This is a genomic window from Streptomyces sp. NPDC058371 (assembly GCF_042723265.1).
Classification (GTDB): Bacteria; Actinomycetota; Actinomycetes; order Streptomycetales; family Streptomycetaceae; genus Streptomyces.
Genome location: NZ_JBHXJC010000015.1, coordinates 69440 through 84873, shown reverse-complemented (window position 1 = coordinate 84873; position 15434 = coordinate 69440). Strand labels below are relative to the sequence as shown.

Sequence of the window (15434 nt, the reverse complement as noted above, 5' to 3'; positions counted from 1 at the left end):
CTGTTGGCCGCCCAGTCATCCTTGATGACCGAGTCCGAGCGCAGCCCGTCTCTCTCAATCCGGAGGATGAGGATCGCCCGAGCGCCTGGCCAGCGTCTGCCCCGGTCGGTGACACAGGAGACGAGACAGCCTTCGAGGCATTGATGTCCGGGGACCCTGATGCGCGAGCAAGTACTTCCGCCCCCCGAAGAGAGTCACCCCGGACGCAACGCCCAGGCTTCGTCGCAGAGACTTGCTCCGTCCCACTCGTCAAAAGCGGCGTTGACGATGCCGGCATGGCGGACGAGAGCCTCGCCCATCCCTTCCGCCCAACGCTGCCGCGAGTACTGGCCTACCACGCGGAATACGCGTTCCGTGCGATCTCGGCGATGCGATGCGGAGCAAGCCTGAGGCCCAGCGCCTTCACAAAGCGGAAGAAGGCTCGTCAAGATAGCCCGCGCACCCGTGGACGGTGGGTGCTGGGCGGCCCGCCGAGCACCATGGTCCGGCGCTGCGACGAGTGGAGCCTTCCACTGGGCGCCGCGTCAGCTCCAGCCACGCCCGATCATCCAGACCCACAGCGAAGGACAAGGCGCATGCCCAGTGCAGGTGGGCGTGTCTCTCCCATAGCTCCAGGGCGAGTACGGCCCGGGGACGGGGCGCGGTAGTTGGCGAACCTTGAGGCCCGAAGCCCGGCCACCGCACCCTATTGCGGCGTGTACTCATGTTCGGGGTCCGGTAGAGACGTGGTCCGCCAACATCTTCTCTGCAGGTCTGTGACCTGCGCCGGAGTGAGCATAATCCGCCATCAATAGGTCTCGGTCGCACTGCGGATGACTTGGCGAACTGGTTAGCTCGCCATCCGCATGGCCCCGCTCCCCAACTCACAGCGGGCGCTCAGCCGTGCAGCACAGGCAAGGGCGGCCGCGGCATACTCACGACGGTTGCGTTCCATCTGCGGGCGCAGCCCCATCACCACGAGTGAGCCGTACACGGTCGAGCCCCTCCACAGTGGGACACCGAGCATCCGCCAGTCCTGCAGCGGCGACTGGGTGAGCACGTAACCCTCCGAACGGATCTCCCGCATGAGGTGGCTCTGGGGAGCGCCGTCGAGGTGGGAGAGAATGGCCAGGCCGGCGGCGTCCGCAGTGAGGGGTGCATAGCGCAGGGCCACCTTGGTGTCGACATCCGCGTGGTTGAACGCCGCCTGGAAGTCGCTGCGGCGGCCGTAGGTGTGATCGAGCATCAGACGGCCCGGAGTGTCGTCGATCAGCACAGCGCTGAACGCCATTGCCACCTGGGCGGTCTGCCGCTGCAACACCGTGGTCTCGCGGTCCAGGGCACTGTCGTGGGGCAGATTGAGGTGAACACTCGCGTCGGGGCGGTGGTTGGCCACGTCGGTGGAGACGCCGTAGCGGCCGGGTGCGCGGTAGATCAGGTGCTTGGCCTCCACCCCCGCGCGCAGAATGCGGTGGACGGTCGACTTGGTGACACCGGACTCGTCGATGATGCGCCGCAGCGGGTGCAACCCGGGGCCCATGCTGTTCAGGGTCTGAAGTACGAGATAGACCCGGGCGTGGGCGGTCATGCCGTCGTCCACCGTGCCGGCGGCTTCGACAAGCTCGGTGTCGATCACTGACATACCTCCTGGTAGGCGCTTGCGGGGCTTGATCCCGCCTCACGGGTTCCGCCAAGCACATCTCTACCGTGAGGACCGAATTTTGTGGAGGAACCACCTCTTCCAGGAAGAGGTCCTGCCGGTGCACCCCAAGCACACTTGGCACGCCCGAAGTTGACCGCAGCCGAGCGGCAAAACGTAAGGTCAGAGGCTATTCGACCGAGGTGGCATAACTCGGCGGCTGGCGGGGGACCTGGGCATCGGTTCGTGGCCGCGGGTCTCACCCCGTGAACCTTCGTTTTGCGAACCCCCCATGTGACCAGCAGTAATGCCGTCCTCTCCCATCGTGTGGACCGCGTCCCGCCCGCAGCAATCGGAAATTCAGTTCACGTCCCGCTAGGCGACACAACGAACGTCATTTCGCCCGCAGTCGGGGAACCTGAGCGAGGAGCCATTGCACCGCCCCGGCCGCCGGGCGAGAGTGATCAATCCGTGGCATTGCCGGAGCGCGAGTACACCACTTACTACATTCTGGAGCACCGCCCGTGAACACCCACGCGTCCCACCGGGAAGACGGCCCCGCCGGGCACCTTGTCGTCTTGGGTAGCGGACCGCAGGCGGAGTGGGAGTACGCCATGCAACGGCTCGCCGCGGGCGGACCACTGCTCCTCATCGACCAGGAGTCGCCGACCTGGCAGCGCCCCCATCTGGCCGGAGCTTGGACCGCGAACCTCCTCGACCCGCTCCAAGTCCTCGACGAGGCACGAAAGCTCGCCGTCACCCGACCCATCGCTGGCGTCCTCAACTTTCATCCCGCTCATGCCCGCGCGGCCGCGCTTCTCCGCCAGGAACTCGTATTGCCCGGGCCGTCTATCGCGACCTTCGAAGCGAGCATTTTGCGCCACCTCACCGCCCAACTCCTCACCGGGGCCGGCGTGGACAACTGCGGGACCCTCCACGCGGACTCCTACGACCAGGCCCTGGAAGCAGCGCACCAGGTCGGCTTCCCACTGGTGTGCAAGCCCGCCTCTCCCCACACGCGGTACTGCGCGCGCCGGGTAGCCGGCATACCCGAGCTCGCGGAAGCCTTTTCGGCGGCAGCTGCCGCCAGTTGGACCGGCACGGGAGCGGCTATCGAGCCGCTGCTGGACGGGATCGAGGCCACCGCCTACACCACCGACTCATCATCCGGCCCTCGAGTTGTAGCGGTTTCCCACTCCACCTTCGACCCGCAGGCCGAACCTGCTCTGCTACCGGTGGAAGTGGTCGTCGACGCTGACGACGTCTGCACGCCTGCCATAGAGGACACAGCGAGCCGGGCGCTCACGGCCTTGGGGCACCGCTCAGGGCCCGCGCAGATCCGCATGCGGATCACCTCGACCGGGCCTCGGGTTATCAGCGTCACGACCCACCTGACGGACCCCCTGCTCGGCATGCTGATTGAGCAAGTGACCGGGATCGACCTCATCTCGCAGGCCGGCTGCCACGCCCGCGGGCAGATGTCTTGCACCAAGGAGAGCCGTCTCGGCGCGACCGCGGTGCGCTTCCTCCAAGGGCCCGGTGCCACCCGGCCGCTCCCGCCGAAAGTGGCAGCTCAGCCCCAGGTCACCCCGTACGCAACTCTTCATCAGTACTCGGCCGAGCGCCGTGTCGGACCGCTGAGTAGAAGCGGTCACCTATTGGCCTCTGGCACCGACTATCCCCAATGCATCGCCCGTCTGCGCAGCGCAGCCGAAACTCTGCAATCCGCGCGCCTTTCCGCTGCGACCGAGAGCTATAGATGACGGACGAGGCGCGGTAGTCGGCAAATCTTAAGGCCCGAAGGACGGCCACTGCACCCCCTGCGGCGATGTAGTCATCTTGGGATCCGGTGAAGACGTGATCTGCCAACTATCACCCTCAAAGTCCGCCAACTAGCCTTCTCTGCACGTCTCTGACCTGCGCCGGAGTGAGCATGATCCGCCATCTATAGGTCTCGGTCGCATCCGCGTAACTCACCGCACAGGGAACTCCGCCCATGTGTTCGCGCTCATGCTTCACCGCCGATCTCTTCGAGTCCCTGCCTGCGCCTGCGAGACGGCAGCTCCGCTGTGCAATGACCGACCCCGCCCGCGCCGGCAGCCCCGCCCTAGTCGGCCCCTCGCCTGGTCCGCCCAGGGAGTGGCAGCATTCAGCCTCCAGGGCCGGATCGGCCTCGCGCTTCCCCAAGCATCTCCCCACGGCAACCCGACGGCGGGAACCTGTCCCCACGGCACCGCGAGAGGCCCCTGGGGGAGAAGATGGAGGGGGCCAACGCACATCCCAGAAGGGCTCACCATGCAGAACGCCGTGACCGAGGCACTCTCAGACATCCGTGTCGAGCCAGCCGGCACCTACTGGGCTGCCGTGATACGAGCCTCACCCATGCGTCCTGGGCCCACGCCCTTGAACGCTTGGAATCCGCTGGCCGGTCGGTCGTCCCGCGAAGCATCCCTACACAGTCGGTGCGCCATGTCCTCACCTACCCGCTGCAAGGCACCTTCGGGTTCCTGCTCGAGGCCGCGGCAAAATTCCTGGAATCCGGAAGCCGGGAGGATGCCGAGCGGACCGCGCACGAAGCCCGCACCGTCAAAGCCCTGACCGCAGCCCCCACGCTGCGCCACCAGCAGGAAGCCTCGCCGACCGGCGGCACGGGGAAAGAACTCCTCGAGCACCGTGTCACCGCCGAGGGCAACGGGTTCCTCGCGCTGAGCGTTGCCGAGCTCACCGCAGCCATCGGCCCGCACCGCAAGGTACGGGGAGTACTGCCCGCTGTGCCGCCCCCGGAACCCACGGCCTTCGTCGTTCTGTGGAACAGGATCAGCGCCCCTGGGCTCGTACTCAGCGGCATGAACGCGGCGCGCACCGAGGCCGAGCACGGCGCCGCCCTCCTGCACTCCCATCTCGCCACCGCGGCCCAGGCACTTGTTCCTGGAGAGCCGTCCCGGGAGTGGCGGTGAGCCGAGGTACCAGGCGGAGGAAGGCACCGGGGGCGCGGGCCGTACTGCCGGTCCGGCATAGGCTGCGTCGGGCAGCGCGGTGAACACGGCCTGGCGGTGCCGCCCCTGCCAGGCCAGGAGACCGCGGGCTCAACCGCAGGCGTGAGGCCGCGGCCCGCCGCTTCCCCACGGAGGCGACCGACCTCCCGCGACATCCCGCGGCGGACAGCCCGCCCGTGCCACTCGCCGGGATCCCGCCATGGGGTACGGCGCATCAAGTGATGGTGCCGGACCCCGGTCAGTAGGTCCCGCCCGGGCTCCTACAGCCGCGGCACTCCAGCACCGTGTCTTGAGCCCCTGCTGCCCCTACAAGGCTAGGACTACCGTGCCCACTCCTGCCCTGATCACCATCGCGCCGTCGCGAACTGGCGTCACGACGACCAGCCACGCTCACGCTGCCACCCGCACAGTCACTCGCTCCGCAACCCTCGACGACTTCGACGCGGTGAATGGGCTCCACGAGCGCTGTTCTCTCCAGACGCGCTTCGCCCGCTACCAGGCCGCTCGACGATCGCTTCGGCTCTCCGAATTTGATCATTTGACACGCCCCGACCGCAGCCTCACCTGGGTCACCCATCCCGAGGAAGATCCACACAAGATCATCGCGACCATGAACCTAGTCCGTACGACCGAGACCGGTGCAGTCGAGCTCGGCATCATGATCGAAGACCCGTGGCAGAGCCGAGGCCTGGGCACCTCTCTGGTGCAGTACGCCCGCGCACAGGCCCGAGGCTTCGACTGCTCCTCGATCGTCGTCATGACCGGCTCGGACAACGTGCGGATGTTAAAGATCCTGAGGACGCTCGGCTCCTCCCGCCAAGCCACTCACAGCTCGACTGTCGACCTCACGATCTCCGTCAGGTAGCCCGATGGACTTCAACTCGGCCAAAAGTCCACTCCACCTCAACCGGCCGGACGGCACGCGCCTTGCCGTCTACCGGCGGGAGCCGAACGCCACACCCGATGTGACGCTGGTCCTGGCGCACGGCTGGTCGGCTTCCTCCGCCGTCTGGGACGACGTGATCCGACACCTACCGGCAGACGACCGGGTGCGGATCCTCACCTTCGACCAACGCGGCCACGGCGCCTCGACGCAGGGCCGCACGCCAGCCGGAATCGGGGCCTTGGCCGACGACCTTGAGGCCGTGTTGAGCGCCTTCAGCACTGACACCCCGGCCATCGTGGCCGCGAACTCCATGGGGGCACTGGGCGCCTTGGAGTACGGGGCCAGGGGAGCGCGCACCACGCCCGTGCGGATCGCGGGCCTGCTGTTGGTGAGCGCCAGTAACGGCCAGATCGATCTACGCCTGGGGGGACACCCGCCACTCACCCGTGCTGTTGGCAGCGCGCGCACGGCCATCGCCCACGCCTGCACCCGCGCTCCGCGCTCAACCCAGTACCTACGAGATCTTCTGGCCCCCTCGACAATCCCGCGGCCAGCCACCGATGTAGCCGCAGCCTGGTACCGGGCGATCTTGGACTTCGACGTCGCGGGCCGCCTCGCCGCACTGCAAGCAACGCCCGTCCATCTGGTGACGGGCGCGCAGGACCGCGTCATCCCTCCCGTGCACACCTGCCGACTCGCCGCTGAACTCGCCCACGCCCGTGTCCACGTGGCCGAGGGAGCTAGCCACCGGATCCTCGCTGAGCGACCCGCCCTTCTTGCTTCTCTCCTGATGAACCTGGTCGAGCGAGCCCGCGATCACCGTTCGACTCCGACACGTGACGCCGACGGCCTCCTGAAGGCCGCCGCCCACCTGCTGTTCCCCAGGCGCAGCACGCTCAGGCGCGGCGGTCGGCTCCCGTGGATCGACACGTGGCCCACCCGATGCTCGGGATCACCGACACGCGTGCGGCAGGAGACACTGATCGAAACAAGCCACTAGTGTCATGCTCCCCAGTGGGGGAGGGGGTTGAGCCACCCGATGCGCATCTCCAATCCCGGGACACGCGCGTTCGCTCCGAAGGCGGAGGCCAGCTTCACCTACGACCGGATGCCACACTCGGCGAGGAACTGCCGGGCGACCGCCCCTTGTTGCGCCTGTTAGCCGCGTGAACTGTTCGGCGCCATGCCGTGCCCCACCCAATGACGGCCGCAAGGTAGGCCGTACCGTGTGCCGCTACGCCGGAAAGTCCCCCCAACTGCACTACGCATGCGTGGCATGCTGCGTTGCGTTCAAGCAGCATCCCGGCGTCACGGAGCACCGTTGCCCCCGATGCTCCAGGTCCATGGTCTCTGCTGGTCACGACTTCGCAGCACCACGATGCCGGGACACCGAGGCCTGGTCCGTCGTGGCCGCGGTCCTGAGTCGAACGCGCCGGCGAACCGTCGACCGAGCTGTTTCGGGCGCAACTGAACCGTTCGGTGCCGTTCAACATGGTGTCGGGACGCACCGAAGATTTCAGGTGGCAGGCCCCTGACCTGGGGACTGAAATCTTTCGTGCGGTGGCCTGGGTCATAGTCGCCGCACGAGAGATTTCAGTAGCCGACGGTCCGACCCAACCGACAGGCCCCTGACCAGCCCTGACGGCAACTTAGGTTCGCCTCACTGCAATCTTTCGTGCGCTACTGAAATCTTCGGTGCGTCCCGACAACATGGGGTGTGGTGACCGTGGATACCGTGTTGCTCCAGTGTGGCTGGTACTGGGACTTGTAGGCCCGCTGGCCCGGAGCGGTTCGGCCCAGGTCGAGGGTGCGGATGCCCTCCGCGGGCAGAGCCGTGGCGAGGAACCGGAGAAGGGCATGGCCAGGCGCTAGGTGCTGTTGGCGGGGGTCCATGGCCGATAGGACGGAGAAGCACGTGGTCCCCCGTGTCAGGCAGAGCTGAGACGCGATCGTTTCTCCATCGAGCACGAGGGTGGCGATCGTGGCGCCGGCCTCGCCGCAGTGCCTCAGTACAGATCGCCACTGGTCGGCGTCGGACGCAATGAGAGCCCCGGGCAGCTGCGCGTGCCCCTCCCAACGGCTCTGGTGGAGTTGCACCAGGACGTCGTACGCGGACAGGAGTTCGTCCACACACCGGGTCTGTTGGTAGGTGACATGGTGGTCGACGTCAAGGCTCTTCCAGATGCGCTTTCGCCGGACGTGGTTGCGTCTGGTCGTGCGGGACATCGCGTCGAAATCGAGGGGGAGCCTGATCTCCGCACACGGGTTGATGCGGTGCTGCCAGTCCCCATCGGCAGTGGCCTGCGTCAGGCACTGACCCAGACCGCTGCCGATGGGCACGTCCGTCATCTCGACCTGTCCGCCGTCCTCGGCGAACAGAAGAAGGCAGAACGCGAGGGCCGCTACGACTGATGGGTCCTCTGCATGGGGGCCGATCGGGCGCACGTACTCGGCGTGCGGAGCGGAGAGCGGGAAGTACCGCGTGCGGCCCGGGCCGTTGTCCTCGCGCGCCAGCGCGAGAGCGGCCAGGGCCCGGCCCGTGGGCGCCTGCACAGCGAGGATCACGGGCGTGATGGTGTGCGGAAGGTGCCCTGCCCAGGCCGCGAGCCAGTTAGGCGATTGATACGGCGTTGCCAGAGGATCGTGCTGATACAGCTCCCGCCATTGGGTGTCGAGGAAGTCCATGGCCGCAGGGCCGTCGAGTACGCATGTGGTGTGGAGCATCGTGGTCGTCTGTCTCCTGGGCTCATGCCGGATCGGTGCCGCGAGGGCGGCGGGCAAGCGGTTCGAGACCGCTGGCTACAGGCTGTGGCGACGGAAGGCCCAGCGGCTGACGAGCTTCGTGTGGGTGGCCCCGGCCGGGTTGGTCGACCTGCTCGACGACGCCACCACAGCTGGCCCGCTCAGGAATCGTTGGGGATCTTGCAGGCCTTGCAACCGTCGTTCGCGCAGCCTCCGTTGTAGTCCGTGAACCAGACCAGTGCATCTCAGGCAGGTAGCCGGAGTCGCCGTCTGCATAGCTCGCGGAGTGACAGTGCCCGCCGCTTTTGGTGTCGGTCAGGCTGTGCGGGTACACCGTGCTGCCTTGCCGTATAGCCCAGAGGCTTCCATGGCGCGGATCGCGGTGTAGTCCTCGTCAATCGCGCACGGGTCCTCGGCGGCGAGGACCAGGCGACCGGGAGAGGTCAGCAGGTCGACGGTGCGGCGGACGGCCATGCCCGGGACAAGTGCGCCGACGTAGCCCCGGACCGTCGGCAGCGTTAGGAGGCAGTGCACCAGGTCCTCATCGAGGACGCCGTCGTGGGGTGCGATGAGCGAAACCTTGGAAACGTGGGCCTGGGATCGACGTGCTGCAAGGCGGCTGGGCGTCCCCGTGACCGCCGCGTGGACGGCGTCGCGAATGTGGTCGCTGCCGGTGGCCTCGCGCATGGCCGCAGGGTCGTAGGAGCCCTCCGGGCGGGCGCCGCTCTCAATCAGGATGGGGCCGCGTCCGGGTACGAACATCAGCTCTGTGTGCGCTGGCCCTGTTGAAATCCCCAGGGCATCAAGGACCCGCACCGTGTAGTTGGCGAGACGGCGTGGCACGAGGGCGTGGGGACGCAACAGGTCGAGGCGGTCGTACAGATGCGTGCCGGTCCGGAGGTCGGCCCAGAACTCGGTGACCGTGTGCCGGGGCCTGCCCTCGGCTCCGGCCGCCGAGACGCTGTTGACGACGTATTGGGAGCCGTGGAGGCGTTCTTGGACGACGAGGTGTGAGTTGCTCCCGCCCATCGCGTTCGGGACCAGATGGAGGCGTTCCCAGGCCGCCCGGATCTCCGCGGGGCTGGAGCAAAAGAACACCCCGTCGGATCCGGCGCTGTCGGCCGGCTTGACCACGAAATCGGTGATGCCATCGAGCGAGTTCGCCCAGAGCAGCGCCTCTGGGAGACGGTCGGTGCTCAGGCTCCGCGGTCCGGCGAGCCCGGCCACCTCCAGCGCGCGTGCCATGGCACCCTTGTCACGACGATGATGCGATGTCGCGGGGTCGTTGCCAGCCAGCCCCAGACGGTGGGCCAACTGCTCCGCGAGCGGCACACCGATCTCCGTGCCGGCAACAACGGCCGTCACCCGCAGCCCCCGCAGGGCCCGCGCGGTCTCTTCGACGCTGTCGCCGTGGACCACGACCTGCTGATACCCGGCTGGGTCAAGGCTGCCGCGATACAGGGGAGGCAGCGCATCGTCTGCAGGAGTCACCGCGATGCACGTCCATCCCCGGCTGGCGAACTCCGGCGCGTAGTGCCTGCCCGAGCCGTACGGGGCGACCACCGCGGCCACTCCAGGCAGGACAGACGAGGCGGTTCTACTGATGCCGGCGTCACCGACAGTCACAGAAGGAAAGGCCATGCGGGGTGCACTCCAAACCGGTTGGAAACTGACGGATACGGGGTTGAACCGGTGCGTCAGCGGACACAGGTCGTGACGTGACCGGCGGAGGGACGGACCCGAGGGGCGACGAGCGCGAGGCCGCAGCGCTGGGCTGGGGTGGCGAACCACCTCTGCAACTCCAGGCCGCTGTGGCTCAGTTGACGTAGCAGGTCAGGCTGCCTGAATTTCGCAGCGACCTCGGTGTGCAGCTCCTCGCCGGTCGCGAGGATCAAAGCCAGGTCAAGAGCAGGAAGCTTCACCGTCTGCTCGATGCACGAGCGCAACCGCATCTCGACCCGCTCATGAGCGGCATTCCATAGGGCGGCGTGTTCGAAGGTGTCGGGGTCGAAGTCCGCGCCCAGCTCACGATTCAACGCGTGGACCACTCGCTTGTTGAGCGCGGCGGTCGTCCCGTGGGGGTCGTCGTACCCTGCGAGGTGCGCCGCTGGGTCGGTGAGCAGGTCGACACCGAGCAGCAGCATGTCGCCGTCCGCGAGCAGGTTGCGGACGGAGTCGAGGAACGTGGCCTGCTCGGCGGGCAACAGGGCGCCGAACACGCCCCCCAGAACCGTCACAAGGCGGCGGCCGGGGGCGCTGAATAGCGCGCGGGGACTGGCGCGACCGGCGACCAGCGCGTGGACGCTGAGGTCCGGACGCTCAAGGGTCCGCGCCGGCCCGGCTTGCCTGCGGGCCGTGGCGTCGATGTTGGCCCCAACGTAGGTGTGCAGGCCCGGTAGCGCATCGAGCAGGTACCGCCTCTTCTCGGGTGCTCCAGGCCCCAGTTCGACGAGGGTGCGCGCGTCGGTGGAAACGGCGATATCGGCGGCACGCGAGCGCAGGATCTCTCGCTCGATGTGAGCGGGGTGGTACTGAGGCGGGCCGGTGACCTGCTCAAAAGGGTCGCTACCCAGGGCGTCGTACAACCACCGCGGAGGCAGCGTCTTCGGTGTAGAGCGCAGGCCTAGGAGGACGTCGCAGCGCGCCGCGGCGATGCCGGCAGGTTGCGCGCCGGTGAGACGGATGGTGCTCACGAGAGCCTCCCTCGAGGCCGGGGTGGGGCGCCAGGTGCCCCTCGCGCCGAGTGCTCAATTACGCTCGACCATGGCGGATCCAAGGCACGCGCCCCAGCGGCACGGCGGCGCGTCCCGCCCTCGGCTACAGCGTGTTGAACAGGGCTCCCGCGTCGCGGGAGATGGTGCAGTCGAACTCCCCGCGCCGCCCGTGTGCCCGGCTGAAAATCGGCAGCCGCAGTGGATGGCGGGCAGGTTCCCAGAGGGCATTGGAGATCGACGACCTGCTCTACCGTCTGCGCCTGTTCCGCATCGCCTCCCACACCCGCAATGCGGCACATCAAAGCGGGCCACCCTGAACGCACCGCGAAGTTGCGGCGGTAGGCGCTGGTAGGCCGAACCAGCGCAATCCCTGATCTGCCGTCAGGAATCGAGACCGTCCGAACAACCAGGTTCGCTGCGAGGAGCATCCCGGAGTCCACATCGAAACCGTCGCGTGCCGGTGGCCGCACAAACGTCACCGCCGACGGGGACGAGCCGCAGGTGGGCCACCCCTACCGCATCACCGACTAGCACCCACGACCCCCAAGCCAACAGACGCATACGCCCAGGAGGAATGACGTGACCACGGAGCCCGCCCTTGACGAGTTGGGCACGGATGAGCTGCATGCGTTGATGGCCGAGGCCATCTGCGCGCTACCCGAGGAGCATCCGGTGCGCATGCTCTGGGAGCGCTTGGACGAGAGCCTTACTGCCGGCGGTATCGAATGCCTGCCGACTCCCTGGGACGGGTCCAGGGAACCGGAACGCGAGGAGCGTGATTCCACGGCTGAGGACGGACACCTCCGCTCGGCTGTCACCGACGGCGTGGGCGCTGCTATCCGCAGCGTTCACCAGCGAGGGTTCGAGGTTGCCCTGCCGCTGGAACTCCTGGAGTTCCTCACCGGGGGCGCCGAGACCGCCGCTGTGGGCGAGCCCAAGTCACTCCCGCGGGACCACTTCGAGGTCGTCAACTCCGCGCTCGGCGGCAACTGGCAGGTAGCCGAAGAGATGCGCTGCACGAAGTGCGCCACCATCACTACCCAGGCGGGACGCGAGGGGCGGGGATGGACGCTGGCCCGCCTCGACCTCATGGCCGACCGCCACCGGTGCTCACCGCAGGTCACCGACAGCGGCGGCTCCTGGGATGAGATCCAGGACTGCACCTGCGTGGAGATTTGCGACGCGGCCCCGAAGACAGCGTGCACTCTCTCCGGCCGTCGGCACGTTCCCCCGGCCAGCCAGAGCGCAGGATTCGGGCCGTGCCCCGTCCACCCGGAGGCACAGGGTGACGTTTGATCCGTAACTGTCAACCCCTACGCGAGACCCTATGATTCGGGGCTCGCGTACGGGATCCCGTGGCTGGCGCTCACGATTTATGGCAGCGCCTCGGGTTGCAACAGCCCGGTTAGAACCACCAGTTGCATCGCTTGCCTAGTGGCCTGCAAATATGCGCTGCTGCCTGAACTCAGGGCGTGGTGGTCGCAGTGGCGGAAGGCAGGCCGACAAGGATTCGATTGGCCGCGGCCAAGGCAGCAGGATGCCCGCACAGCTGGTCATGCAAAATCGAACTCGGCCGGCCGCCACCGACCGATACCTCCAACCCTCACCCGCTGGAAACCCCCCTCGCGTCTGGCGACACCCACCGCCTATTCACGAAACGAGCACCTCTGATGCCCACTTCCATGATCGCAACCCTGACCGGGCGGGAGACCGAGTTCCATCCCGGCCACGGCCCCATCCTCGAACCCCCCGAGGGGCCGGAAAGCGCCCTCGCCTGCACTTGCGGAGGCCTCCTCGAACTCAATCCGGAAACAAAGACTGCGCAAATAGACCGCTATCACGAGCACTTGGAGGAGGTCCGACGCGAGACCTACCTCGCCTAAGGCCAGCAGGCCTCGCCGGCCCGTGCCCCCTGGCTGTGCACCGACACGGATGCACACCCAGGGGGCACCTGCGTGTGGGCAGTGAACACCCACCGCCAGCCTCTTGTTGCGGCGGCCCGGACCCGCCATGGACGGAGAACAGGCACTGCCTCACATGCCTTCTCCGAACTAGCTAGGCCTCCCTGGGGTCGCAGAGCCCCCTGAGGTCCAATCAGGCAGACACAAGCGGTCCTCCCGTTGAGCTGGGATAGGGAGCCATCTCACCCGTGCAAGCTGAGATGCGGGGTGGATCGAAACGAGGCACGATTGAGTAAGGACGGTCACGAAGAACTTGTATGTCAGGTGGTCATCGTGAAGGCGTCGATCAACGACGAATTTCCTCCCGGCGAGCGCGCGGACGAGTCCGAGAATAAAACGTCGCAACATGCTGAATATAGGTCTCCATATCAGCGCGACCGGGATCGACTTCTTTACTCGTCTGCATTTCGCAGACTCGATGGAATCACGCAAGTTGCCGCAGTGCGAGAGCGGCAACTCCTGCATAATCGCTTGACTCACAGTCTGAAGGTCGGCCAATTGGGCCGCCGCATGGCGGAACGCCTCGTGGGCCTTCCTGGCTTCAATTGCGAAGTGAGCGCAAAGGATTTCCCGGAAATCGTGGAAGTGGCGGGACTTGCGCACGACCTTGGCCATCCTCCATTCGGCCATATCGCTGAGGGCGTCTTGGACGGGCTAGTGGGTCCGGGAAATGGCGGCTTCGAAGGAAATGCTCAATCCTTTAGAATAGTAAGTAAAATCGCAGTCCGGAGCGGAAGCCTAGGCCTCAACCTCACTCGCGCAAGCCTAAACTCTATTCTAAAATACCCAGTATTCCTTGAGGATTTCCCGTCACAATGGGCCATCTCCTGGCACGACCGCAGCCGGGGAACCAAGTGGGGCGTGTACGAAAGGGAGCGTGACGTCTTCCAGTTTGCTCGTGGTGGCTTTGAAGGGGACATCAGGAGCTCAGCGGCGATCGTGATGGACTGGGCTGACGATGTGTCCTACGCAACCCACGATATCTCCGATTATTTCAGGGCTAACTTGATTCCGCTGCACGCATTCAAAAGTGAGCCGAGCAGAAATGCCCTTCTCGACTTCATGGTGGGGCGGGGAAAGGATTATGACCGAGATCAGCTCGATTCGGCATATAGTCGCCTTTGTTCTCGAGAATTTCCGATTGAGCCATGGGGGGATACGATTGAAGATCGGAAAATACTCTACGCCCTGATGTCGAATCTCATCGACGAAGCAGCCAATGCCGTCCGACCCACGGCGAATGGCCATCCACCGTATGTGGAAGTTGACATTGCCGCCCAGTATGAAGTGGAGATCCTAAAGAATCTCACCTTTCTCCATGTGATCGAAAAGTCGCCGCTCAAGGTGGCCCAGTCGGGACAAAGAAGGATAATTGCGGGTATCTTCGAATGCCTGCAAGACGAGAAGGCGGCTAAGCCAGTTCTACTGACAGAGATTGAGAATGCTATCTCCGATGCAGAGTCCCGAGGTGCGGCTCCTCATGCGAGTAATATTGAGCGCCGCTCTCGCGCGATATGTGACTACTTGTGCGCACTAACTGAAGATCAGGCTGTCGACCTTTATGAGCGGCTGACAGGTCTCAAAGTCTCGAAGGCCTCTATCTTCGACGTTTGGTTCAATTAGTGTGCCTGCTCGGGAGTCGCGGCTATAGGCCGGCGCGGCCGGGCCGGAGGCGGGTCGTTGCGCTTGCACGCGATTCCGTGCCCAACCAAGGCGAGCGGCCCCGGCCACCCGCTCAGTGCGCGGGGACGGGCAGGACTCCACGGATGACCAGCTGCCTCCCGTAGGGAGTGGGCAGGGGCTCCATCCGGACGCTGGTGCGCAGGGGGCTTCACCGAGAAGCGGTAGCCCTTGATCGGGCCGTGGCAGATGAAGCCAGCCGGCGTGGGGATGCCGATGCCATCGGGGGAGGCGGTGAAGCCGAGCCCGGCGTAGAAGTCGGTCAGCTCCGGGTCGTGCGTGGCGCACAGGACGGCTGCGCCCAGCTTCCCCGCCGAATGCGAGCCCACAAGCCTCTCCGCTTCGGCGACCAGGGCACGCGCGACGCCCTTCCCGCGCCACGCGTCGACCACCGCGAGGGAGTCCAGGCTGGCGACCAAGCCGCTGATAATGTGCGCGTTGGGCGAGCCTATAAGCATGGGGTGGGTGAAGGCCCACACAGCCGGCAGTGCCATCATGCCGCCGACCAGCGCGCCGGACGAACTCTCCTCCACCACCCGCACGTGCGTGAGCTTCTCGGGATCGAGGCTCTGGCCGATCGCGGAAGGCAGCTGCCGCCAGGAGCCCTCAGGGTTGTCCGGGTCGGCCATCCTGATCACTGGCTCCAGCGGAGCGGCATCAGCTTGTGTCGCGTTCCGGATCACGAAGCCGTTCGGCAACTCCGCGGCAGTGACCGGGATGACAATGCCCGGTTGTATCCCGGCCCGCCCAGCGGCGGCATACATGCGCTCCCCCAGCACATTGCCCGAGTACATTCCCTCTGTCTCCCGCCGCGCCGGATTCCCCGACCGACGGGCG

12 protein-coding genes are annotated in these 15434 nt (G+C 66.4%); 7 read left to right on the top strand and 5 right to left on the bottom strand.

Going from position 1 to position 15434, the window contains the following annotated elements:
* Positions 1–829 precede the first annotated feature (829 nt).
* Entirely contained in the window at positions 830–1621 is a 792-nt protein-coding gene (locus ACFWM2_RS32945; RefSeq protein WP_383287572.1) for a helix-turn-helix domain-containing protein, read from the bottom strand.
* Positions 1622–2142: 521 nt separating this feature from the next.
* On the opposite strand from ACFWM2_RS32945, the gene ACFWM2_RS32940 reads away from it, so the two are divergent.
* From ACFWM2_RS32940 to ACFWM2_RS32925, 4 genes are all read left to right on the top strand, one after another.
* Positions 2143–3381, top strand: a complete 1239-nt coding sequence (locus tag ACFWM2_RS32940) for a hypothetical protein (RefSeq protein WP_383287570.1) — start codon at positions 2143–2145, stop codon at positions 3379–3381.
* A 699-nt stretch (positions 3382–4080) separates the two neighbouring features.
* Positions 4081–4575, top strand: coding sequence for a hypothetical protein (locus ACFWM2_RS32935; protein WP_383287568.1), 495 nt, complete (start codon positions 4081–4083; stop codon positions 4573–4575).
* 364 nt (positions 4576–4939) lie between these two features.
* Positions 4940–5479 (top strand): GNAT family N-acetyltransferase, encoded by a 540-nt coding sequence (locus tag ACFWM2_RS32930; RefSeq protein ID WP_383287566.1) that lies wholly within the window; start codon positions 4940–4942, stop codon positions 5477–5479.
* A gap of 4 nt (positions 5480–5483) precedes the next feature.
* Complete coding sequence (locus ACFWM2_RS32925) at positions 5484–6500, top strand: alpha/beta fold hydrolase (RefSeq protein WP_383287564.1); 1017 nt, start codon at positions 5484–5486, stop codon at positions 6498–6500.
* A 680-nt stretch (positions 6501–7180) separates the two neighbouring features.
* Here the strand turns inward: ACFWM2_RS32925 and ACFWM2_RS32920 are convergent.
* The 3 genes from ACFWM2_RS32920 to ACFWM2_RS32910 form a co-directional block, all read right to left on the bottom strand.
* On the bottom strand, positions 7181–8224 hold the full coding sequence (locus tag ACFWM2_RS32920; RefSeq protein WP_383287562.1) for a GNAT family N-acetyltransferase: 1044 nt from the start codon (positions 8222–8224) through the stop codon (positions 7181–7183).
* Positions 8225–8557: 333 nt separating this feature from the next.
* On the bottom strand, positions 8558–9814 hold the full coding sequence (locus ACFWM2_RS32915) for a hypothetical protein (protein WP_383287560.1): 1257 nt from the start codon (positions 9812–9814) through the stop codon (positions 8558–8560).
* Positions 9815–9939: 125 nt separating this feature from the next.
* Positions 9940–10935, bottom strand: a complete 996-nt coding sequence (locus ACFWM2_RS32910) for an L-histidine N(alpha)-methyltransferase (protein ID WP_383287558.1) — start codon at positions 10933–10935, stop codon at positions 9940–9942.
* Positions 10936–11535: 600 nt separating this feature from the next.
* Between ACFWM2_RS32910 and ACFWM2_RS32905 the strand changes: the two genes are divergently transcribed.
* The 3 genes from ACFWM2_RS32905 to ACFWM2_RS32895 all read left to right on the top strand — a co-directional run bounded on the left by ACFWM2_RS32905 (position 11536) and on the right by ACFWM2_RS32895 (position 14540).
* Entirely contained in the window at positions 11536–12252 is a 717-nt protein-coding gene (locus tag ACFWM2_RS32905; protein ID WP_383287556.1) for a hypothetical protein, read from the top strand.
* Positions 12253–12638: 386 nt separating this feature from the next.
* Positions 12639–12839, top strand: a complete 201-nt coding sequence (locus tag ACFWM2_RS32900) for a hypothetical protein (protein WP_383287555.1) — start codon at positions 12639–12641, stop codon at positions 12837–12839.
* 351 nt (positions 12840–13190) lie between these two features.
* Positions 13191–14540, top strand: a complete 1350-nt coding sequence (locus ACFWM2_RS32895; protein WP_383287553.1) for a deoxyguanosinetriphosphate triphosphohydrolase family protein — start codon at positions 13191–13193, stop codon at positions 14538–14540.
* Here the strand turns inward: ACFWM2_RS32895 and ACFWM2_RS32890 are convergent.
* The gene (locus tag ACFWM2_RS32890) at positions 14537–15391 is read right to left on the bottom strand and encodes a GNAT family N-acetyltransferase (RefSeq protein WP_383287551.1); all 855 of its coding nucleotides are present in this window, start codon (positions 15389–15391) and stop codon (positions 14537–14539) included. The two genes, ACFWM2_RS32895 and ACFWM2_RS32890, sit on opposite strands and share 4 nt — an antisense overlap.
* Positions 15392–15434: the final 43 nt, after the last annotated feature.